Genomic DNA, 20,827 nt, shown 5'->3' on the forward strand with positions numbered 1-20,827 from the left:
ACAAAAGTCCCAATACTCTTCCTGAGCATTGGGACTTTTTTCATAACAACCCTTTATTTATACTGATCAATTAAATACTTAATAAGATCGGTCGTGGTTACAATTCCAACCAACAAACTTCCTTCACAAACTGGCAAAGCATGAAATTCGTTGCTTGCCAAAATCTCTGCAGCTTCTTTAATAGTAGTTTCCGGAGAAATGGTAATTAATTTTTTGGCCATCACCTGCTCCACCGTAAACATATTATAAACAGTCGTATCTACAACCTCTTCGTCATCATCGATCGCATCTGCAAAAGAGATCCTCAATAAATCGGTATAACTCAACATTCCTATTATGGTAGTTCCGCTTACTACCGGAATATGCCTAATTTTATGGTGTTTAAAAAGAGACTCCGCTTTTGTCAAATCATCTAAAACAGTCAATTTAATAATATTCTTTGTCATAATAGCCGACACTGGCACTCGATGTTTCATAGCTCTTCTTTTTTAAATTATACCCAAATTTAAAAAAGAAAATCAATCCAAAATATGATGTTTATCAGTTGTTAAGTTATAAAGTTTAATTTAACCATAAATTAAGGTCTCATATTCAACATCAAACAGACATTTTTATAAAGATCGGGAAACTGCTTTTCAAATTCCAAAGGGGTTTCAAAATAGTGTTCGACTAGCACGGCAAGAAACTCAAACTGATTGGTAAAAGCATAAATCCTAAAATAGTTGGATTGAATTAGTTGCTCCCTAACAGTTGAGTCACTTACTTCTTCATTAATGATACTGTACATTCTGGAAAAAAGCATCACACCATTATCATTACTTTGCAAACCTTGATAATGCAAGGCATGCGCAAATTCATGAATTCCGAGATTCAGATTATCATTTGTAATATCATATCCTTTTTGAAAATCTTCCCAAGAAAAAACAACCGCTTTCGCTTTGGGATTAAATTCTCCCTTATGATATTGTTGGGTAATCCTTGAAAAATAGACGGATGGATAAATTATTATTTTATCAAAAACATCGCAAAGATACTGACGCATACCAAAAGATAACATGGTAAATGTGGCTGCAACATGTACTTTTACTTCTTCGGTAATTACAAAATTTTCACGGCCTACAAATTCGTATTTCTCCATAAATCTAGCAATTCTATGCTCAAAATGGGTTTTATTTCTATCAGATAAACGTATATAAAAAGGAAATTGAGTATTTAAGAAGCGTAATGCGGTGGGGGTGATTTTCTTCTGAAAAAGGTAAAAATGAACAAAGAAGGGTCTACCAAATACTAAGCCGAAACAGTATTCCAGAAACATAAAAACAACGCCGACAAAAAAACCTAAAAAAATAAGAAAAACAACAAAAGTAAAAAGAAGGACAATGTTTTCCATAAAATTGACTTAGAGCCTGTTTGAATTAATAGATACTAAAACTTAAAATATTTTATACTTACTTGTTTTTAAAAATGTGTTAACAAAACAATTTTGAACTTAGTACATCAGCCAATACTATTCTTGTTTCAGTAATTTATCCCGTACTAAAAGAGCTTCAATCCCAGCCTCGGCAACTGCATGATCGTTATCTACGGAACTACCACTTACTCCAATAGCCCCAATGACTATATCCTCATTATTTCTAATAGGAATTCCTCCTGGAAAAGTAATCAAACCTCCATTAGAATGTTCGATATGATACAAAGGACCACCCGGTTGGGAAAGTGTTCCTAAAACCCCCGTATTTTTTTGAAACAGACAAGCTGTTTTTGCTTTTCGAATTGAGATATCCGCCGCACCCAATAATGCTCCATCCATACGTGCAAACGCTAAAATATTGGTTCCTGCATCTACTATAGCAATATTCATTTTAGTATTTAATTCAACTGCTTTCTGTTTTGCTCCAGCAATTATTTTTTCAGCTTGTTCTAAGGTAATATTCATTTTTCTAAATTTAACAGTTCTCAATTTATTATTTCAACAGAAACCTATTTTAAACGCTTATTTATAAAAAAAGCAAGCTGAATTAGCTTGCTTAAGTTGTGACCACGGCAGGGTTCGAACCTGCAACCCTCAGAGTCGAAATCTGATATTCTATCCAGTTGAACTACGCAGTCAGTTGATTTTAGATTGTAGATATAAGATTGCAGATTTTAGATTTAAAATCTGCAATCAATAGTCTTTTTTATGTCAATAATTTCTTCACGATAGTAGAAATGGTTTTTCCTTCGGCTGTTCCTCCTAGTTGAGCAGCTGCCAATCCCATTACTTTACCCATAGATGCAATTCCTGACGCTCCTGTTTCGGTAATGATTTTAGCGATCACAACTTCTACTTCAGCTTCACTTAATTGAGCTGGCAAGAATTTTTCGATTACGGCAATTTGTGCCAATTCTGGTTCAGCCAAATCCAAACGATTTTGCTCAGTAAATATTTTGGCACTATCCTTACGAGTTTTAACCAATTTTTGAAGTAATTTAATCTCGTCATCTGCCGAGATTTCTTCTTTTGAACCTGAGGCTGTTTGCGCCAATAAAATTTCAGATTTTATAGCTCTTAAGGCTTCTAATGCTACTGTATCTTTGGCTCTCATGGCGGTTTTGATTTCGTCCATGATTTGTATTGATAAACTCATATTCTGTATTTTAGATTTAAAATTTTAGATTTTAGATTGTCTCTCTGAAAACGAATCTCTGTGACTGCCCCAGTCCCGACGCTTCGGGAGAAATGGAAAGCCTTTTTGAGAGGAACTCTATTTTTTCTTGAACTAGAAAAGCGACTAAAAGGAGCTCTTTCTTGTTCTTAGAAAAAAATAGTTGCGACAAAAAGCTTCCAATGTACAGCTGGATAAGGCCCGACAAATTTAGAAAATTTTACTCGCATTAACAAACTCCATACTCCCTGCTTTTAACACAAAAAATAACCCGAAAATTAAATTGAATTTTCGGGCTATCTCAAAAATGGCTTGAGTTGTTAATCTACATTGTCATGTAAATAGGAGTTGTTGGAACGCAATTGTAAATCATTGTTACTGTCTGTTCCAACAGATATTCTTGAATTTGAGTTGTTATTTTGTGAACTCGAAAGATCAATACCAAATCGTTTGTAAGCTGGTTCTCTTTCCAACTCATCTACTCTAGATACATTATCGTGAAACTTATAATTAAAGTCTTTTAATTTTTTTCTTCTTTCTTCTGCTCTAAATCGTAAAGTTTCTTCTATTGTCATATCAATAGGAGAATTGTTTTCTAGTACTGGAGCCTCTTCAACTGGAGTCACCACTTGTTTCATCGTGATGTTTAATTCTGCAGGAATCACTTCCTCCACCACTTTTGCAGCTGGCTTACTGTCTAGAAAGTCATTCTCTACCTCCATATACTCTTCAAGGGAATATTTTATTATTCCATTATCAGACAATTCCGTTACTGGAACAAATTGTACAGGCTGTACCACTTTAATATCACGAGTTTCGTTTGTAAGTTCAAACAAAATCTCGTCCACTTGCTTCACAGCAGCCGGCGCTTGTACTGGCTCTGTTCTGTGCAAAGGCATATCAAAAGAGAAAGTAGTTTGCTCTTGTTTTTCTTCAAAACGTATTGATTCAGCTTTTACGGCTCTAACTTGTTCTATTGTTGGGTTAGAAATAACAAAATCAATGTCTTTTATAGGAGAAACAATTTCGAAAGTAACATCTAAATTTTTAATAAACTCAGACATAACCATTAATTCATTGTCGTCAATCGAAGCAATTACCGGTTCCGGAATCGCAACTTCATCTTCCACTAAATCGAAAACTATTCTTTCAACTTCTTGATCTTTAGCTGTTGTTACTTCACTATTCAGATTAAAACCGGCTACTGTATTATTCGACAAATCAAAAACCCCTCTTTGTTCGTCTTCTAATGTATGTATGATTTTTTTAGGTTCAACATTTACGATTTCGTTTTGTTGTTCTACATCAAAACCAGTAGCAATAATGGTTACGGCAATCGAATCACCAAGAGTTTCATCTTCACCAACCCCCATGATAATGTTGGCATTAGAACCTGCCTCTGATTGAATGTGTTCGTTGATTTCGGCAATTTCATCAATAGTAATTTCATTAGTTCCAGAAACGATAAGCAACAAAACGTTTTTGGCACCAGTAATTTTATTATCATTCAAAAGCGGAGAATCTAAGGCTGCAACAATTCCTTCTTTGGCTCTATTTTCACCAGAAGAAACAGAAGATCCCATAATAGCCGTTCCGCTATTATACAATACAGTCTTAGCATCACGTAAATCGATATTTTGAGTATAGTGATGCGTAATTACTTCGGCAATACCTCTAGAGGCCGTTGCCAAAACTTCATCCGCTTTTGAAAATCCAGCTTTGAAACCAAGATTTCCATATACTTCTCTTAATTTATTATTGTTGATTACAATCAATGAATCGACTTGCTTACGCAATTTTTCGATACCGATAAGGGCTTGCTCTTGACGCACTTTCCCTTCGAACAAGAATGGCAAAGTCACAATCCCAACGGTAAGAATATCTCTTTCTTTGGCCAATTGCGCAATCACTGGTGCGGCTCCAGTTCCGGTACCACCACCCATTCCTGCAGTAATAAAAACCATTTTGGTATTGCGATCCAACACTTTTTCAATTTCGGCAACACTTTCAATAGCGGATTGATGGCCTACATCTGGGTTTGCTCCAGCTCCAAGACCTTCGGTTAAATGAACTCCTAGCTGAATTTTATTCGGTACAGAACTATTATCCAGTGCTTGGGAATCGGTATTACAGACGATGAAATCAACGCCTTTAATCCCTTGTTTAAACATGTGGTTAATGGCATTACTACCACCTCCACCTACTCCGATAACTTTTATTACATTTGATTGATTTTTTGGTAAATCAAATGAAATGCTTCCAAATTCTGAGTTGCTTGACATAATATGGGGTTTTGAAATTTTATTAATTTTAATTTTTTTTACTACTCTTGGCTTGGGGCAAAAAGGAGAACTGATAACTTATTCTATTCTTGATAATACTTATTCTGCGTTATCCAAAAAATCTTTAATCTTATCCACATATTTATCAAAAAAGGATCTTCTAATTTTGTTTTCAGTCGATTCTTCTTTGGTATGATCTTGTTGAAACACTTTTTCAGGTTCCACGTATACTTCTTCTTTTGCTTCCACAATCGCCTCAATTACTGGCTCCCTGTAATAAGTCACTTTTTCAGGACTAACCATAGCTTGCATTCTTACAGCGCTTTGTGTATTATTTTCGATACTGTTCATTACTAATCCAACCGCTGTAGCATATAAAGGACTTGAAATCTCTTCATCTGAGTTACCTGCTAAATGCTCGTTTGGATAACCAATTCTTGTATCCATTCCGGTAATGTATTCTACCAGTTGTTTAATGTGCTTTAATTGTGCTCCACCACCCGTAAGAACAATTCCTGCAATCAATTTTTTGCGAGGATCTTCATGACCATAAGCTCTCACTTCTGTAAAAACCTGCTCAATAATTTCTACGACTCTTGCATTAATTATTTTTGACAGATTCTTTAATGAAATTTCTTTTGGCTCTCTACCTCTTAACCCTGGAATAGAAACGATTTCATTGTCTTTATTTTCTCCTGGCCAAGCTGAACCAAATTTCACTTTCAATAATTCGGCTTGTTTTTCAATAATGGAACATCCTTCTTTAATATCATCTGTAATTACATTTCCACCAAAAGGAATAACTGCAGTATGGCGAATGATCCCATCTTTAAAAATAGCTAAATCTGTGGTTCCTCCTCCAATATCTATAAGGGCAACACCTGCTTCTTTTTCTTCTTGACTCAAAACGGCATCCGATGAAGCTAACGGCTCTAATGTCAATCCTGACAATTCAATCCCTGAACTTTGAATACATCTGCCAACATTCCTGATGGATGATGCTTGTCCAACTACAACATGAAAACTACTTTCCAGTCTTCCGCCGTACATACCTATCGGCTCTTTAATATCTGATTGACCATCAATTTTAAATTCTTGAGGCAAAACATGAATAATCTCTTCTCCCGGAAGCATGGCTAATTTATGAACTTGATTGATCAACAAATCAATATCACTTCCGCCTATTACTTCTTCTGGATTACTTCTGCTGATGTAATCACTATGCTGAATACTTCTGATGTGTTGTCCAGCAATACCAACCACAACATCTTTAATTTTATAACCCGAATTATTTTCGGCTTCAAGAATCGCTTGTTGTATTGATTGAATCGTTTGTGTAATATTATTTACAACGCCTCTCGCTACCCCTAAGCTTTTGGATTTTCCTACACCCAAAATTTCTAGCTTCCCGTATTCATTCTTTTTGCCAATCATGGCAACAATCTTAGTCGTCCCAATATCTAGACCTACCGCAATATTCTCTTTTTCCATTTTCTATTTATTTAGTGCAAACCACTTGTTCCGTAAATCTCAGATCTATTTTTTTATATTTATGCAACGAACTATCTAAACTTACTTTTTGAAAAAAAGCTTTATAGTTTTTAAATTTTCGCTCTACATTTATCATATTTCCAAAATCAATTTGAAAATTATAGTTTCTATTCAGCATTAATAAGCTACCATTGGGCATAATTTTGATACCAATAATGTTTTTTTTCAGAAACCCATCATCATAAATTACCTTAAATAATTCAAATAAATCTTTGCTATTTTTCTTGTTTATCTCCCCAGAAACAAGTGGAACTCGAGCCGTAAAATTGGCTGACAATGGCATTATATTACCCTCGCTATCAATATAGAAGGAGCCCTTGTCATTAAAAACTCTAGCTATAGGTGTCTTTTGTTTTACAACCGCCTTTAGAACTCCATCGATACTTACAAACACATCTGCCCTCTCGATCATAGCTTGAGCATTTAATACTTGCTCTAGCTTATTCAAATCTAACCTATCTTTTCTTACGGTTGTAGCGTTCGAATTATTTTCTATTAACAATTTATTAACCGATTCTTGCTTTACAAAAAGAGCGTTTTCACCTTCAAAAACTACTGCGGATTTAGTCAATTTTCTCTTGGAATTTCTTTTTGATGTGAATGAAAAAAGAAAAATAACCAAGAAAAACATAAACAATAATCGTACGTTATTCCAATTAAAGATTTTCATATAAAGCTTTTTTAATTGAAGGAACCATTTCTCCTAAATCACCTGCACCTATAGTTACAATAACACGAGCATCATTAGCCAAAATTGTAGGAATCAAATCCTCTTTTGTGATTAATTTTTTATGCTCGTTGGTCATTTTATCCATAAGCCATTGTGAATTTACACCTTCCATTGGCAGTTCTCGTGCCGGATAAATATCCAATAAAAGCACTTCATCAAAAGCCGATAAACTTTTGGCAAAATTATCAGCGAAATCTCTGGTTCTACTAAACAAATGGGGTTGAAATATAGCCAATACCTTTTGATCAGGATACAATTCCCGAACCGCTTGATGAACTGCATTTATTTCGGTAGGATGATGTGCATAATCATCTATATAAACTAGGTTTTCTTCTCTTATTTGATAAGAAAATCGTCTTCTAATTCCTTTGAAAGACAACAAAGCTTTCGCAATAACCTCGGTTGGGGTGCCGTAGGTTACTGCCATAGCCAGTGCCATTAAAGCATTCATTAAATTATGCTTACCTGGCAATCCAAAACGCAAATCTTTAATTAATTCGTTTGGAGTTTTAACATCAAAAACGTAACTGCCGTTTTCTATTCTTACATTGAAAGCTTTATAAACAGCCTCCTCATTTACGGCACAAACCACCCCATCAATAGGTAATTCATTGGTAATAAACAGATTGTTTTTATCTTCAACTTTATTGGCAAATTCTACAAAAGACTCCTCAATAGCTTCACTGGTCCCGTAAATATCCAAATGATCAGCATCCATTGATGTGATACAGGCAATATTGGGATGTAAATGTAAAAAGGAACGGTCAAACTCATCGGCCTCAACTACAGTAACCGTTTTTCCGATACCGATTAAATTAGAATCATAATTCTCTACAATTCCTCCGATAAAAGCTGTAACATCCGCCCCGCTTTCATACAAAATATGGCCTAAAATACTAGAAGTTGTAGTTTTTCCGTGGGTTCCTGCAACTGCGAAACAAAAAGTATCTTTTGTAATTATCCCTAGAACTTCGGCTCTTTTCTTCACTTGATAATCCCTTTCTATGAAAAAATTCCATTCCGAATGAGACACAGGAACTGCTGGGGTAATAATAACCAAAGTGTTTTCTACATAAAAATCATTTGGAATCAATCCAATACTATCTTCAAAGTGAATGTCAATTCCACTTTCTATTAATTCACTGGTAAGAATCGAAGGCGTTTTATCATAACCCGAAACCTGCTTTCCGATAGCCTTAAAATAACGAGCCAAAGCACTCATTCCGATGCCTCCAATACCAATGAAATAGACGTTTTTTATTTGATTCAAGTTCATTTCTTTTCTTTTTATAAGATTCTTCAGTCTATCCTTTTTATACTATTCTCTTTATTCTTTTTCAATCAACTTCACAATTTCATCAACTATTTGTTCGGTTGCTTTTGGCTTAGCCAATTTCTTTATATTTTGACTTAACTGTTCTTGTTTTCCCGGATCTTTTATCAACGATTCGAATACTAAACTAAAGTCTTCATCCAGTTGTGATTCTTTAAGCAAAATAGCTCCTTTTTTATTCACAATTGCTTGAGCATTTTTGGTTTGATGATCCTCAGCAACATTGGGAGAAGGAATAAAAATTACCGGTTTCCCAACGATACACAACTCCGAAACCGAGGATGCACCTGCTCTAGAAACGACTACATCGGCAGCCGCATAAACCAAATCCATTCTCTCAATAAAAGCCACTACTTGAACATTATGTTTATTATATCTTTTATAATCTTCTAAATAAAATTTCCCACATTGCCAGATAACCTGAACATTCAGTGACAATAATTTATCCAATTCTTTTTCTATTAATTGATTAATCCTTCTTGCTCCAAGGCTTCCTCCTAATACCAAAAGTGTTTTTTTGTTTCTGTCTAATTTAAAATACTGAATCGCTTCTTCTCTCTTTCCTTCTATATCAATTAAATCTTGACGAACCGGGTTACCAGTTAAAATCATTTTCTCCTTAGAAAAAAAACGTTCCAAATGATCATATGCCACACAAATGACATTTGCTTTTTTACTTAATAATTTATTGGTAATTCCAGGATAAGAATTTTGTTCTTGAATCACTGTTGGAATATTCATGGTGTTGGCCATTTTCAACAAAGGACCACTTGCAAATCCACCTGTCCCTATAACCACATCTGGCTTGAACTTTTTTATTATTTTTCTGGATTCCCATAAACTATTCAATAATTTAAAAGGGAACATTGCATTTTGAATCGTTAATTTTCTTTGCAGACCAGCAATCCAAAGTCCTTTTATTTTGTACCCTGCTTGTGGTACTTTTTGCATTTCCATTTTGTCTTTGGCACCAACAAACAAAATTTCCGAATCCGGAAAACGAGATTTTAATTCGTTTGCAATCGCAATTGCAGGATAGATATGACCTCCTGTTCCACCTCCACTTAATATGAATTTATGTTTTGCCATCTTAAAAATTACTAAGTTGTTTCTATTTTTTGAATACCTAGATTTCACAATTTGAACTCCGATTACTAATTGCCAAATCCGATTATTTCAGCACAGCATTCATTGGATTTTTAGAATTATCCGTTATAGAATAATTGCTTGAATCAAATTCGCCTTTATCTAATTCTTTGTCAGTATTAAGATCCGCTTCTAATTCTCGATCTATCAATTTTTGTAGTGCTTCTTCCCTTTTTTCTTTTTCTAGTTTTTCTAGTGCAATTTCTTCTTCTTTTTTAGTCACACTCAAAATGATCCCGAGTCCAAAGCAAGTCATCCAAATAGAACTACCACCACTACTTATCAATGGCAATGTTTGTCCCGTAACGGGTAATAACTCTACCGCAACCGCCATATTGATCATGGCTTGAAAAATCATCGGAAACCCTAACCCTATGACGACCAGTTTCCCAAAAAGAGTATTGGCTTTATGGGAGGCTACCACAAAACGGAATAATAAAAGCAAATACAAAACCAATACACCTAACCCGCCAACCAATCCGTATTCCTCAACTATAATGGCATAAATAAAATCGGAAGAGGATTGGGGTAAAAAATTCTTCTGTACGCTTTTGCCTGGCCCTAATCCATATATTTGACCTGAGGCAATGGCTATTTTAGCTTTTTCTATTTGATAATCATCCTCATCGGCTTTGTCAGTTGTAAAATTCTCTATACGACTACCCCAAGTACCAACTCTGCTGAAAAATTTAGAATCAGGAAAAGCCTTGGAAAGCAACACAAAAAAAGCTAGAAACACAATTCCCATACCCAAAATGGCCCCTATATATTTCATCGGGTATTTACCAACAAAAACAAGCATGGTTACCATTGCAAAAATAAGAGCTGTAGTAGAAAAATTAGCTGGTAAAATAAGTGCTAATGTTATAAAAACAGGAGTCCAAAGCTCCCATAAAGAAGACTGAAAAGTAATGGGGTTTTCTCTGGTTTTTGACAAATAACGTGCCACAAAAATAAACAAAATGATAGACGCAAGCGTTGATGTTTGAAAAGACAATCCCACAAAAGGAATTTGAATCCATCTACTCGCATTAGCCCCGCCAATTGCTGTTCCTTTTGCTAATGTGTACAACAACAAAAGCCAAACTACAGGCAATCCCGCCTTTGAAATAGCCCTAAAATAATGATACGGTATATTATGAATCCAATAAATAATCAGAAAACCGATACAGATATGGGCAAAATGTTTAACCAAATAACCTAACGTATTTCCGGTTCCGTGACCGATGTATGCCAAATTACTACTCGCACTAAAAACAGGCATAAACGAAAACATAGCCAATAAAGCCACGAATGACCAAATGCCTTTATCTCCTTTTAATTTGTTAACTAGTTCTTTCATTTTTAAATTTTAGAATTTAGAGTTTAGAATTTAGATTTAACTTCCATTGAGAAATCAAAACCATCTCGATAGCTATCGGGACTAAAAACTTTAATTTACAAATTCTTTACTGCTTGTTTGAATTGTCTTCCTCTATCCTCGTAGCTTTCGAACAAATCAAAACTGGCACAAGCTGGCGACAATAAAACCGTGTCTCCTTTTTCGGTTAAACGTTGCGCCATACGAACGGCATCAGTCATATTATCTACTTCAACCATCATGTCAACAACACCGCCAAAAACATCAATAATCTTCTTATTATCAACACCCAAACAAATAATCGCTTTTACTTTCTCACGAACTAAAGACATCAATTCATTATAATCATTCCCTTTGTCTACCCCACCTACTATCCAAACTGTTGGAGTAGTCATGCTATCTAAAGCAAAAAACACAGAATTCACATTGGTTGCTTTAGAATCATTGATATATTGAACGTTTTGAATTTTCAACACTTTTTCTAAACGATGCTCAACACCTTGAAAATTAGACAAACTTTCACGAATAGTTTCCTTTCTTATTTGCAAAATTCTTGCAACAGAAGTTGCGGCCATAGCATTTTTTAGATTATGTTTTCCTTCCAATGCAATATGTTCTGTATCCATTGCAAACTCTTCGTGATTGATCTTTACTTCCATTTTGTTGTTTTTTATATAAGCCCCTTCGTTGAATTCATCCGTCAATGAAAAAGGAATTAATTTCGCTTTTGTATTATTTTTATTTAACCATTCTGTTATAGCTTCATCATTGTAATCATAGATAAGGAAATCTTCTTCGGTTTGGTTCATTGTAACCCTGAATTTCGAATCAATATAATTTTGATATTTATAATTGTATCGATCTAAATGATCAGGGCTTATATTGGTAATTATTGCTATATGTGGCTTGTAATTTATAATTCCATCAAGCTGAAAACTGCTCAACTCTATCACATAAATATCATACTTATTTTCTGCAACTTGCCAAGCAAAACTTTTCCCGATGTTCCCTGCCAACCCAACATTCAATCCTGCTGCTTTCAGCAAATGATAGGTTAACATCGTTGTGGTAGTTTTACCGTTACTTCCTGTTATCCCAATGGTAGTAGCTTCTGTAAATGGAGCTGCAAATTCAATTTCAGAAATCACAGAAACACCTTTCTCCTTTATTTGCTTAACTATTGGCGATTTGTCTGGAATCCCAGGGCTTTTCATCACCACATCGGCATTCAATATCAGCTCTTCGGTATGTTTTCCCTCTTCCCAAGCAATTCCATTAATGATAAGAACTTCTTTATAACTTCCTTGGATTTTTCCAAAGTCTGAAACAAAAACATCATAACCTTGTTTTTTTCCTAGAATAGCAGTTCCAACACCGCTTTCTCCACCTCCTAATACTACTAGCCTCATACTATCTTAATTTTAGTGTAACAATAGACAATATGGCCAACATGATTGCAACAACCCAAAATCGAGTAACAATTTTGCTTTCATGATACCCTTTCTTTTGATAATGATGATGCAACGGAGACATCAGAAAAATTCTTCGTCCTTCTCCAAAACGTTTTTTGGTATATTTAAAATAACTCACTTGCAAAACGACAGAAAAATTTTCCACCAAAAAGATTCCGCATAATAATGGAATTAGCATTTCTTTGCGGACAGCAATTGCCAAAACGGCTATTATCCCCCCGATGGTTAAACTTCCCGTGTCTCCCATAAAAACAGAAGCTGGGTAAGAGTTGTACCAAAGAAATCCAATCAATGCTCCAAGAAACGAAGCAATAAAAACCGTCATTTCCCCCGAATTGGGTATATACATTATATTTAAATAGTTAGAAAATATAATATTACCCGAAACAAAGGTGAAAATCGCGAGTGCAAAAACAGACACTGCAGAAGTTCCGGCAGCCAGACCATCGATACCATCTGTTAAGTTAGCCCCATTTGAAACTGCAGTAATAATAAAAATAACAATGGGAATAAAAACCAGCCAAGCCCATTTTTCATAACCTTTACCAGTCCAAGCTAACAGTTCGGCATAATCAAACTCATTATTCTTAAAAAATGGAATGGTCGTCACAGTAGATTTCTCTTCAACCGAAGCTTGTTTTATAACCGTTTCCGTAGTATTCTTAAAAACATCACTATTTCCTGTATCCGTTCTTACAGTAACCGCAGGACTGAAATACAATACCGATCCTACGATCAATCCTAGACCAACTTGTCCGAAAACTTTAAAAATTCCTTTAAGACCTTGTTTGTCTTTCTTGAAAATTTTAATATAATCGTCAATAAAACCAATAGTCCCCATCCATAAGGTGGTAACGATCAATAAAACAATATAAATATTATGCAATTTTGCAAAAAGCATTACCGGAACCAGAGTCGCAAATATGATAATAATCCCCCCCATAGTTGGCGTACCCGCTTTTTCGTTTTGTCCAGCCAATCCTAATTCACGAACAGTTTCGCCTACTTGCTGTCTACTTAAAAAACCTATAATTCGTTTTCCGTAAATAGTAGACAATAACAAGGATAACATTAATGCCAAAGAAGATCTAAAAGTAATATATTGAAAAACCCCTGTTCCAGGAACATCCATTACTTTGTCTAAATATTGAAATAAGTAGTATAGCATATTATTTTATTTTAATAGTTGATCTAAAATTTCTTTTACATTTTTCATGTCATCAAAATCATGACGTACCCCTTTGATTTCTTGATACGTTTCATGCCCTTTTCCGGCAATCAATATAATATCATTGGGTTGTGCCAATTGGCAAGCCGCTTTAATCGCTTGCAACCTATCGGTAATCGTCAAAACTTTTTTGAAATTTTGAGCAGCAACTCCTTTTTCCATTTCTTGAATAATTACTTCTGGCTCCTCGTCTCTAGGATTATCCGAAGTAATAATCACTTTATCACTCAAATCCGAAGCAATACTTGCCATGATTGGGCGTTTTGCTTTATCTCTATTTCCACCACAACCAACAACCGTAATCAATTGCTCATTCTTTGTACGAACATCGTTGATGGTGCTCAAAACGTTTTCCAGAGCATCTGGTGTATGGGCATAATCTACAATTGCTGTTATGTTTGAATTAGAAACAATATACTGGAATCGTCCAGAAACACTTTCCAACTCAGACATTAATCGAAGTACTTCTAATCCATCCAATCCTAACTCTATTGCAGTTCCGTAAATGGCTAAAAGATTATATGCATTAAAAGTCCCTATTAATTTTACCCAAACATCGTTGCCATTAATCTTCAACAACAAACCTGATAATTGATTTTCGAGAATTTGCGCTTTGAAATCGGCATATGATTTTAAGGCATACGTACGTTTTCTTGCTGAAGTATTTTGCAGCATTACTTGCCCATTTTTATCATCAATATTCGATAATGCAAAAGCAGTACTGGACAACTGATCGAAAAAAGATTTCTTCACATCTCTGTATTCAGCAAAAGTGGGATGATAATCTAAATGATCGTGGGATAAATTAGTGAAAATTCCGCCTACAAAATGCAATCCTTCGGTTCTCTTTTGATGAATTCCATGAGAGCTTACCTCCATAAAACAATATTCAACACCAGCAGCAATCATTTCTTTCAGAAAATAATTTATGGTAATAGAGTCTGGTGTAGTATGCGTTGCTTTATATTCAACATCATCAACCAAAATCTTAACTGTAGATAACAATCCAACTTTGAATCCAGCTTTTTTAAATAATTGATACAATAAAGAGGCAATTGTTGTTTTACCATTGGTTCCTGTAATACCCACCAGTTTTAAACCATCTGAAGGATTACCATAATAATTGGCAGCCATATAGGCTAGAGCAAGATTGGTGTCTTTTACACACACATAGGTAACGGCTGCAGCTAAAACCTTTGGTAAAGTATCACAAATAACTGCCGAAGCTCCATGTTCAATAGCTTTTTCTATAAAATTATGCCCATCTGAAACAGTTCCTCGAATCGCTATAAAAACATCATTCTTTTCAATTTTTCGAGAATCGAAATCCATTTTGTTTATAGCAATTTCTGTAGAACCGTTTACCGATTCTATAGCTACTTTATATAATATGTCTTTTAGTATACTCATGATAATTCCAATAGTATAGTTGAATTTTTTACAATATTTTGACCCGCTTGAAGTGACTGTTTTTTTACTTTACCAACACCAACCGCCTTTACTTTCATTCCCAAGTTTTCTAACAAAGCAACTGCATCCATCCCTGACATTCCCTTTACATTTGGAACATATAGGTGTCCCTTTTGTGTTTGGGCAAAATACGAATTGTAATTCCTGTCTTGTTTTGGAATCGATCCGTCTAATTTTTTAATCACGTTTGTAGAGGGAGTATCTGTAAATATTTTTTGAGCAATTCTTTTAAAGACCGGCCCAGCAACGTCTGCACCATAATAATCATTTTTGGCTGTATTGGGTTTATGAACCACTACAATACAAGAATACTTTGGATTATCTGCCGGAAAATAGCCTACAAAAGAGGACGCGTAATGTTTATCCTGCCCCCCATTTTTGCCATAATTTACTTGGGCTGTCCCTGTTTTTCCTGCCATTGAAAAATCTTTAGAATATAATTTTGACCCCGTTCCTTTTTTAACCACATTGGCTAAAACTGCTTTTAGTTTCAAAATGGTTTCAGGAGAACAAATCCTTGGATTCATTACTACTGTATTGTATTTTTTAATGGTTTTATTCCACGCTTTAATTTCGGTAACCAATTGTGGTTTTACCATTACTCCATTATTTGCAACAGCATTATAATAGGTTAGTGTTTGCAAAGGTGTAAGCGAAACCTCATATCCAAATGCCATCCAAGGGAGAGAAATATTAGACCAACTTTTATCGCTCGGTTGCGGAATTTTAGGCTTTCCTTCACCCTTAAAAGCAAGCCCCAATTTTTTATTCAAACCATAACTATTAATATGGTTAACAAATCTTGACGGATTGTTTTTATAGCCATTGTAAACCGCCTGAGCCATTACCGTATTCGAAGAAACTTCAAAACCACGTGCCAAAGATATTTTACCATAACCTCCTTCATGAGAATCCCTTACCTTACGACCAGAATAAGTAATTATACCTCCATGAGTATCATAAACGGTACTCGTATCTGCTACTTTGTCTTCCAATATTGCCATCAAATCAACTAACTTAAAAGTCGACCCTGGTTCATGGGATTCAGCATAAGCATAATTGGTAGTTTCGTAATAACTGCCATCATTGGCTCTCCCTAAATTAGAAATCGCTTTTATTTGTCCTGTCTTAGTTTCCATAACTACAACACATCCGTGGTCTGCTTCATATTCTTCTAATTGCTTTAACAAAGCATGATGCGCAATATCTTGAATATAAACATCTATTGTTGAGATAACATCATAACCGTCCTGAGGTTCTACTTCATTTGCATCGCGAATGGGTTTCCACTGCCCTTTGGCAATTTTTTGTTTTAATATTTTACCGTCTTTACCGTTAAGGTATTCACTATATGCCCACTCAATACCTTTTCCATCAGAATATCCTTCAGGCATTTTTCTTTCATAACCTATTGTTCGCTCAGCTATTTTCCCAATTGGATGCTCACGAACTGTTCTTTGCTCAACAATAATTCCACCTTTATAAGCACCCAAATTAAACAATGGAAAACCTTTGATTTGCATATATTCGGTATAACTTAAATCTTTAGCAATCAAATAGTACCTATTTTTATTCACTCTGGCTCTTCTCAATTCGTTTTGAATTGAGCTGCTTGATTTTCTAAGCATCTTTCCCAGTGAGTCTGACAAAAGTTTTACATTTTTTTCAAATGTTTCCGTTTTTGGGGCAACAGCATCAAAACGGATTGCATAATTTGGAATTGAAGTCGCCAAAAGACTCCCGTCAGCCGAATAAATATTCCCTTTATTGGCAGGAATAACAAAATTCTTAACGGTTCTTTGTTTGGCTAATTCTCTATAATGATCCCCGTCAACCCACTGAATATTGGTCAATTTAACAGCAATCGCCATCGCCATCATAAGGATAACAATCGCGACTAGATAAGTTCTATAGGATATATGTTTATCTTCTACTGCCATATTCTTTCTAAGAAATTTTTCTCTTCTACTTTTTTAACTTCAATTTTAACAGGCGGTACCGCTGATGGAAAAATTTGTTTTCCTTCCATTTTGGCCGAAACGGTAGATTCCATTTTGAGTTTCATTAACTCAGAACGTTTGTCTACAAATTCAGAGCGCAATTCTTTAACATGATTTGTTAATTCAATAATCTTAAATACTTTTTGTTCGTAACGTTGCGTATTGGCAATCATTAGTATAGCCAGTAAAATCGTAAAAGCAATAAAACGCCAATTTTTAATAGCGTTATCGTCTATAAGAAACTGTGCTTTTAATATGTTATAAATTCCACCTTTCATTCTGTCTTTTCTTAGTTTTTTGTTTTTAGTTTTTAGTTTACAAACTCCAAAATTCAAATCATCCTTAAACAATTAAAACACATTTAAACTTTTAAACCTTAAACCTTCTTTTCCCTTTTCTCTGCAATTCTTAATTTTGCACTTCTCGCTCTATTATTTATCTTGATTTCGGCTTGATCGGGAACAATTAATTTTCCGACTGTTTTAAAAGGTACCGAGAAATTACCATAAAAATCACGCTCTGGCTCTCCTTCGAACATTCCGTTTTTGATAAATCGTTTCACCAATCGATCCTCTAATGAATGATAAGAAATCACACTTAACCTCCCGCCTGGTTTTAAAATCTCAAGGGATTGTTCTAAAAATTCTTTCAAAACATCCATTTCTTGATTTACCTCTATACGAATCGCTTGATAGATTTGAGCCAATATTTTATTTCGAACTCTTTCTGGCAAAAATTTCGCCAAAACTTCTTTCAATTCATCTGTAGTTTTGATTAATCGATTTTCTCTAGCCTCTACAATTGTTCTTGCCAAAACTGGTGCGTTTTTCAATTCCCCATAATCCAAGAACACTCTTTTAAGATTATCCTCATCATACTCATTGACCACTCGATAGGCATTCAAATCATTTTTCTGACTCATTCGCATATCCAATTCGGCATCAAAACGGGTAGAAAAACCTCTTTCAGCCACATCAAATTGATGTGAAGAAACGCCTAAATCTCCCAAAATCCCATCAACCTCTTTTACACCATAAAAACGCAGAAATCTTTTTATAAATCTAAAGTTTTCGTTAATAAGTGTAAACCTTTCATCAGGCAAAGCATTCGCCAAAGCGTCTTCGTCTTGATCAAAAGCAAATAATTTTCCGTTCGGACCAAGTCTACTCAAAATTTCTTTTGAATGTCCTCCACCTCCAAAAGTAACATCCACATAAATCCCATCTGGGTTAATATTCAACCCATCAACAGAAGCGTGAAGCAATACTGGATTATGATATTCCATTGTCGTCGTCATTTAAATTTCCCATTACCTCCTCGGCTAAATCCGCAAAATCAACATCTTCTCCATCTATTGATTTTTCATACAAATCTTTGTCCCAAATCTCTACGATATTAACAGCAGATGAAAAAACCACATCTTTAAAAATACTGGCAAATACCACTAAATCTTTAGGAACCAACAATCTACCCAATGCATCTATTTCTACCACTTTTACGCCAGCAGTAAATCGACGGATAAAATCATTATTCTTTTTTACAAATCGGTTGAGTTTATTGATTTTTTTCATCATCAAATCCCACTCTTCCATCGGGTACAATTCTAAACATGGCTGAAATACAGAACGCTTCAAAACAAAACCGTTTTGAAGCGAGGAAGCCAATTGCTTTTTTAAGGGAGCAGGTAATAATACCCGCCCTTTTGCATCGACTTTACACTCATATGTCCCTATAATTGTGTCCAAGTAAATTGTATTAATTGTATTAAGCAAAAATATATAAAATTTTACCACATTTTACCACTATCCCCCACTTTGTTAATAAGTTTAACCACTTTGAACCAAAAACCCTTAGTTTATGGACAATCAACACATTAGCTTTATACTATTTTCTTTGTAAGAAAGGTTGTGTTATGCAAAAAAGGTTAAGATTTATTCAAAAAAAAGGATCCTTAGATATATTAAAATTTCAACATTAAAAAACGAAAAGAGTATCATTTAAGACAAATTAGCATCCTATTTTGTTAAAAGAATAAAAGGTTAAAAAATAGCTGTTAAAATTATTTTTAATTTTTTAAACCTTATATTTGTTGCAAATTGAAATTGTCATAAATAAAAATGGAAAAGTATTACAAACAAGAAGGTAAATACAGTTATTACGAAGCAGGAGAAGGAATTCCAATTGTTATTCTTCACGGTTTAATGGGGGGACTAAGTAATTTTGACGCTGTAGCTAGTTATTTTTCCAATAAAGGATACAAAATCATCATTCCCGATTTGCCTATTTACACTCAAAATATTTTAAAAACGAATGTGAAAAGCTTTGCTGTTTATGTGAAGAACTTCATTACTTTCAAAAAACTGGATAGAGTAATACTTTTAGGGAATTCATTGGGAGGTCATATCGCATTATACCACACCAAAATGTTTCCGGAAAAAGTTTCGGGACTTGTAATCACAGGTAGTTCGGGCTTATACGAAAGTGCTATGGGGGACAGTTACCCGAAAAGAGGTGACTACGAATACATCAAGAAAAAAGCCGAAGATGTTTTTTACGATCCTAAAATAGCAACTCCTGAACTTATCGATGAAGTATACGCAACGGTAAATGACCGAATCAAATTAATAAAAACGTTGACTATTGCCAAAAGTGCAATTCGTCATAATATGGCCAAAGATTTACCAAAAATGCACGTTCAGACTTGCATTATTTGGGGAAAAAACGACAAAGTTACGCCACCAGATGTAGCCGAAGAATTTCACAAATTATTACCTAATTCAACCTTATACTGGATTGACAAATGCGGACATGCCGCTATGATGGAACAACCTGAGGAGTTCAATAAACACCTTGAGGATTGGTTAACACACACCCATTTAGCAGAACACTAGACCGAAAGGCGAATTTTACACCCACAAACAATGAAAATTAATACTGCCGAATTTATAATAAGCAACTCTGACGTAAGCAAATGTCCTAAGGATTTTATGCCCGAATATGCTTTTATTGGTCGATCTAATGTTGGTAAGTCTTCACTGATCAATATGCTGACGAACCACAAAAAATTAGCAAAAACTTCTGGAAGACCCGGAAAAACACAACTAATCAACCACTTCTTAATTAACAGCAATTGGTTTCTTGTTGATTTACCCGGTTATGGTTATGCTAAAGTTTCTAAAAAAACGAAATCTATTTTTCAAGAATTCATCACTGATTATTTTGAAACAAGAGAGCAATTGGTTTGTGCCTTTGTTTTAATAGACATTCGTCATGAAGCACAAACTATCGATATTGAATTCATGTCGTATATGGGAGAAAGCGAAATTCCGTTTTGCATTATTTTCACCAAAGCAGATAAAATCAGTAAAGTAAAAATCGATTCCCATATTGCTGCGTACAAGAAACAAATGTTTGCCAACAACTGGGCCGAAATGCCACAATACTTTGTAACATCTGCTACAGAATCTACCGGCAAAGAAGAGTTGTTAAGCTATATAGACGAAGTAAACCAAGAGGTATTCAAAAACAATCCTGACAATTCGGGATTCTAGAAAACAGAACTTCTACAAAATAAAAAGATCCCAAAACCGTAATTATCTGGTTTTGGGAT

The 20,827-nt window shown here is 34.7% G+C and carries 19 protein-coding genes and 1 tRNA gene; 2 read left to right on the forward strand and 18 right to left on the reverse strand.

Annotated features, from left to right (window positions below; all coding sequences use genetic code 11):
- Positions 1 to 53 precede the first annotated feature (53 nt).
- The 18 genes from DB891_RS12075 to DB891_RS12160 all read right to left on the reverse strand — a co-directional run bounded on the left by DB891_RS12075 (position 54) and on the right by DB891_RS12160 (position 18,962).
- A complete protein-coding gene (locus DB891_RS12075; protein WP_116763834.1) occupies positions 54 to 476 on the reverse strand; it encodes a CBS domain-containing protein in 423 nt (140 codons plus the stop codon).
- 101 nt (positions 477 to 577) lie between these two features.
- Positions 578 to 1,390 carry a zinc-dependent peptidase gene (locus DB891_RS12080; protein WP_116763835.1) on the reverse strand — a complete coding sequence of 271 codons (813 nt, stop codon included), beginning with the start codon at positions 1,388 to 1,390 and terminating at the stop codon, positions 578 to 580.
- A 117-nt stretch (positions 1,391 to 1,507) separates the two neighbouring features.
- On the reverse strand, positions 1,508 to 1,936 hold the full coding sequence (locus DB891_RS12085; RefSeq protein WP_116763836.1) for a GlcG/HbpS family heme-binding protein: 429 nt from the start codon (positions 1,934 to 1,936) through the stop codon (positions 1,508 to 1,510).
- A 99-nt stretch (positions 1,937 to 2,035) separates the two neighbouring features.
- Positions 2,036 to 2,109: transfer RNA gene (locus DB891_RS12090), tRNA-Arg, on the reverse strand.
- Between the two features lie 68 nt (positions 2,110 to 2,177).
- A complete protein-coding gene (locus DB891_RS12095; protein WP_116763837.1) occupies positions 2,178 to 2,627 on the reverse strand; it encodes a GatB/YqeY domain-containing protein in 450 nt (149 codons plus the stop codon).
- Between the two features lie 338 nt (positions 2,628 to 2,965).
- Positions 2,966 to 4,927, reverse strand: a complete 1,962-nt coding sequence (gene ftsZ, locus DB891_RS12100) for a cell division protein FtsZ (protein ID WP_116763838.1) — start codon at positions 4,925 to 4,927, stop codon at positions 2,966 to 2,968.
- Between the two features lie 99 nt (positions 4,928 to 5,026).
- Entirely contained in the window at positions 5,027 to 6,418 is a 1,392-nt protein-coding gene (gene ftsA / locus DB891_RS12105; protein ID WP_116763839.1) for a cell division protein FtsA, read from the reverse strand.
- 7 nt (positions 6,419 to 6,425) lie between these two features.
- Positions 6,426 to 7,148 carry a cell division protein FtsQ/DivIB gene (locus DB891_RS12110; protein WP_116763840.1) on the reverse strand — a complete coding sequence of 241 codons (723 nt, stop codon included), beginning with the start codon at positions 7,146 to 7,148 and terminating at the stop codon, positions 6,426 to 6,428.
- Positions 7,135 to 8,484: a UDP-N-acetylmuramate--L-alanine ligase gene (gene murC, locus DB891_RS12115; protein WP_116763841.1), complete on the reverse strand. Its 1,350-nt coding sequence runs from the start codon at positions 8,482 to 8,484 to the stop codon at positions 7,135 to 7,137. The genes DB891_RS12110 and murC overlap by 14 nt, the downstream gene beginning before the upstream one ends.
- Before the next feature lie 51 nt (positions 8,485 to 8,535).
- Positions 8,536 to 9,630, reverse strand: a complete 1,095-nt coding sequence (gene murG / locus DB891_RS12120; RefSeq protein ID WP_116763842.1) for an undecaprenyldiphospho-muramoylpentapeptide beta-N-acetylglucosaminyltransferase — start codon at positions 9,628 to 9,630, stop codon at positions 8,536 to 8,538.
- A gap of 82 nt (positions 9,631 to 9,712) precedes the next feature.
- Complete coding sequence (locus DB891_RS12125) at positions 9,713 to 11,029, reverse strand: FtsW/RodA/SpoVE family cell cycle protein (RefSeq protein WP_116763843.1); 1,317 nt, start codon at positions 11,027 to 11,029, stop codon at positions 9,713 to 9,715.
- 95 nt (positions 11,030 to 11,124) lie between these two features.
- Positions 11,125 to 12,456: a UDP-N-acetylmuramoyl-L-alanine--D-glutamate ligase gene (gene murD, locus DB891_RS12130; protein ID WP_116763844.1), complete on the reverse strand. Its 1,332-nt coding sequence runs from the start codon at positions 12,454 to 12,456 to the stop codon at positions 11,125 to 11,127.
- Position 12,457: 1 nt separating this feature from the next.
- On the reverse strand, positions 12,458 to 13,687 hold the full coding sequence (gene mraY, locus DB891_RS12135; protein ID WP_116763845.1) for a phospho-N-acetylmuramoyl-pentapeptide-transferase: 1,230 nt from the start codon (positions 13,685 to 13,687) through the stop codon (positions 12,458 to 12,460).
- 6 nt (positions 13,688 to 13,693) lie between these two features.
- The gene (locus DB891_RS12140; protein WP_116763846.1) at positions 13,694 to 15,157 is read right to left on the reverse strand and encodes a UDP-N-acetylmuramoyl-L-alanyl-D-glutamate--2,6-diaminopimelate ligase; all 1,464 of its coding nucleotides are present in this window, start codon (positions 15,155 to 15,157) and stop codon (positions 13,694 to 13,696) included.
- Positions 15,154 to 17,157 (reverse strand): penicillin-binding protein, encoded by a 2,004-nt coding sequence (locus DB891_RS12145; protein ID WP_116763847.1) that lies wholly within the window; start codon positions 17,155 to 17,157, stop codon positions 15,154 to 15,156. Before DB891_RS12145 ends, DB891_RS12140 begins: the two co-directional genes overlap by 4 nt.
- On the reverse strand, positions 17,148 to 17,495 hold the full coding sequence (locus DB891_RS12150; protein ID WP_116763876.1) for an FtsL-like putative cell division protein: 348 nt from the start codon (positions 17,493 to 17,495) through the stop codon (positions 17,148 to 17,150). Before DB891_RS12150 ends, DB891_RS12145 begins: the two co-directional genes overlap by 10 nt.
- Positions 17,496 to 17,593: 98 nt before the next feature.
- Positions 17,594 to 18,514, reverse strand: coding sequence for a 16S rRNA (cytosine(1402)-N(4))-methyltransferase RsmH (gene rsmH, locus DB891_RS12155; RefSeq protein ID WP_189337143.1), 921 nt, complete (start codon positions 18,512 to 18,514; stop codon positions 17,594 to 17,596).
- A complete protein-coding gene (locus tag DB891_RS12160; RefSeq protein WP_116763849.1) occupies positions 18,489 to 18,962 on the reverse strand; it encodes a division/cell wall cluster transcriptional repressor MraZ in 474 nt (157 codons plus the stop codon). Before DB891_RS12160 ends, rsmH begins: the two co-directional genes overlap by 26 nt.
- 372 nt (positions 18,963 to 19,334) lie before the next feature.
- Here DB891_RS12160 and DB891_RS12165 point away from each other — a divergent pair, with 372 nt between their 5' ends.
- A complete protein-coding gene (locus DB891_RS12165; protein WP_116763850.1) occupies positions 19,335 to 20,108 on the forward strand; it encodes an alpha/beta fold hydrolase in 774 nt (257 codons plus the stop codon).
- 30 nt (positions 20,109 to 20,138) lie between these two features.
- On the forward strand, positions 20,139 to 20,768 hold the full coding sequence (yihA, locus tag DB891_RS12170; RefSeq protein ID WP_116763851.1) for a ribosome biogenesis GTP-binding protein YihA/YsxC: 630 nt from the start codon (positions 20,139 to 20,141) through the stop codon (positions 20,766 to 20,768).
- Positions 20,769 to 20,827 lie beyond the last annotated feature (59 nt).

The organism is Flavobacterium laiguense, from assembly GCF_003097655.1.
In the GTDB taxonomy this organism is placed as follows: Bacteria; Bacteroidota; Bacteroidia; order Flavobacteriales; family Flavobacteriaceae; genus Flavobacterium; species Flavobacterium laiguense.

Excerpts from the sequence above, each read along its gene's own strand:
- murD (WP_116763844.1), bottom strand. The coding sequence starts at position 12,456 with ATGAGGCTAGTAGTATTAGGAGGTGGAGAAAGCGGTGTTGGAACTGCT.
- DB891_RS12080 (WP_116763835.1), bottom strand. The coding sequence starts at position 1,390 with ATGGAAAACATTGTCCTTCTTTTTACTTTTGTTGTTTTTCTTATTTTT.
- yihA (WP_116763851.1), top strand. The coding sequence starts at position 20,139 with ATGAAAATTAATACTGCCGAATTTATAATAAGCAACTCTGACGTAAGC.
- murG (WP_116763842.1), bottom strand. The coding sequence starts at position 9,630 with ATGGCAAAACATAAATTCATATTAAGTGGAGGTGGAACAGGAGGTCAT.
- ftsA (WP_116763839.1), bottom strand. The coding sequence starts at position 6,418 with ATGGAAAAAGAGAATATTGCGGTAGGTCTAGATATTGGGACGACTAAG.
- rsmH (WP_189337143.1), bottom strand. The coding sequence starts at position 18,514 with ATGACGACGACAATGGAATATCATAATCCAGTATTGCTTCACGCTTCT.
- mraY (WP_116763845.1), bottom strand. The coding sequence starts at position 13,687 with ATGCTATACTACTTATTTCAATATTTAGACAAAGTAATGGATGTTCCT.
- DB891_RS12075 (WP_116763834.1), bottom strand. The coding sequence starts at position 476 with ATGAAACATCGAGTGCCAGTGTCGGCTATTATGACAAAGAATATTATT.
- DB891_RS12140 (WP_116763846.1), bottom strand. The coding sequence starts at position 15,157 with ATGAGTATACTAAAAGACATATTATATAAAGTAGCTATAGAATCGGTA.
- ftsZ (WP_116763838.1), bottom strand. The coding sequence starts at position 4,927 with ATGTCAAGCAACTCAGAATTTGGAAGCATTTCATTTGATTTACCAAAA.
- DB891_RS12145 (WP_116763847.1), bottom strand. The coding sequence starts at position 17,157 with ATGGCAGTAGAAGATAAACATATATCCTATAGAACTTATCTAGTCGCG.
- DB891_RS12095 (WP_116763837.1), bottom strand. The coding sequence starts at position 2,627 with ATGAGTTTATCAATACAAATCATGGACGAAATCAAAACCGCCATGAGA.
- DB891_RS12085 (WP_116763836.1), bottom strand. The coding sequence starts at position 1,936 with ATGAATATTACCTTAGAACAAGCTGAAAAAATAATTGCTGGAGCAAAA.
- DB891_RS12110 (WP_116763840.1), bottom strand. The coding sequence starts at position 7,148 with ATGAAAATCTTTAATTGGAATAACGTACGATTATTGTTTATGTTTTTC.
- murC (WP_116763841.1), bottom strand. The coding sequence starts at position 8,484 with ATGAACTTGAATCAAATAAAAAACGTCTATTTCATTGGTATTGGAGGC.
- DB891_RS12125 (WP_116763843.1), bottom strand. The coding sequence starts at position 11,029 with ATGAAAGAACTAGTTAACAAATTAAAAGGAGATAAAGGCATTTGGTCA.
- DB891_RS12165 (WP_116763850.1), top strand. The coding sequence starts at position 19,335 with ATGGAAAAGTATTACAAACAAGAAGGTAAATACAGTTATTACGAAGCA.
- DB891_RS12150 (WP_116763876.1), bottom strand. The coding sequence starts at position 17,495 with ATGAAAGGTGGAATTTATAACATATTAAAAGCACAGTTTCTTATAGAC.